The organism is Streptococcus moroccensis, assembly GCF_030812835.1.
GTDB classification, from domain to species: domain Bacteria; phylum Bacillota; class Bacilli; order Lactobacillales; family Streptococcaceae; genus Streptococcus; species Streptococcus moroccensis.
On the sequence record NZ_JAUSTM010000056.1, the window covers coordinates 1 to 1,219 of the forward strand.

At 48.8% G+C, this 1,219-nt stretch carries 1 rRNA gene; it reads left to right on the top strand.

Annotated features, from left to right (window positions below):
• Positions 1-205: 205 nt before the first annotated feature.
• Positions 206-1,219 (top strand): 16S ribosomal RNA (locus J2S23_RS11275); the annotation flags it as partial.

The window sequence follows — 1,219 nt, forward strand, 5'->3', positions numbered from 1 at the left end:
AAAAAAATAAAAAATTTAGGATAAAAGTATTGACAGGGATAGAAGTAGGTGGTATACTAAGATAGTTGTCTCGCGAGAGGCAGCTAAGACCATTGAGAACTAAATAAGACGAACCAAACGTGCAGGGTGAAGTTATAGAATAACTTCGTCAATGAACAAAAAAACAATAAACGGATAAGCCAGAGTGCTTAGTCGGACAAACTAATTTAATGAGAGTTTGATCCTGGCTCAGGACGAACGCTGGCGGCGTGCCTAATACATGCAAGTGGAACGCAATCAAATCACCGGAGCTTGCTCCACCGATTAGATTGAGTCGCGAACGGGTGAGTAACGCGTAGGTAACCTGCCTGGTAGCGGGGGATAACTATTGGAAACGATAGCTAATACCGCATAATAGTTGATAACCCATGTTATTAATTTGAAAGAAGCAATTGCTTCACTACCAGATGGACCTGCGTTGTATTAGCTAGTTGGTGAGGTAACAGCTCACCAAGGCATCGATACATAGCCGACCTGAGAGGGTGATCGGCCACACTGGGACTGAGACACGGCCCAGACTCCTACGGGAGGCAGCAGTAGGGAATCTTCGGCAATGGGGGGAACCCTGACCGAGCAACGCCGCGTGAGTGAAGAAGGTTTTCGGATCGTAAAGCTCTGTTGTAAGAGAAGAACGTTAGTAAGAGTGGAAAATTTACTAAGTGACGGTAACTTACCAGAAAGGGACGGCTAACTACGTGCCAGCAGCCGCGGTAATACGTAGGTCCCGAGCGTTGTCCGGATTTATTGGGCGTAAAGCGAGCGCAGGCGGTTTCGTAAGTCTGAAGTAAAAGGCTGTGGCTTAACCATAGTATGCTTTGGAAACTGCGGAACTTGAGTGCAGAAGGGGAGAGTGGAATTCCATGTGTAGCGGTGAAATGCGTAGATATATGGAGGAACACCGGTGGCGAAAGCGGCTCTCTGGTCTGTAACTGACGCTGAGGCTCGAAAGCGTGGGTAGCGAACAGGATTAGATACCCTGGTAGTCCACGCCGTAAACGATGAGTGCTAGGTGTTGGGTCCTTTCCGGGACTCAGTGCCGCAGCTAACGCATTAAGCACTCCGCCTGGGGAGTACGACCGCAAGGTTGAAACTCAAAGGAATTGACGGGGGCCCGCACAAGCGGTGGAGCATGTGGTTTAATTCGAAGCAACGCGAAGAACCTTACCAGGTCTTGACATCC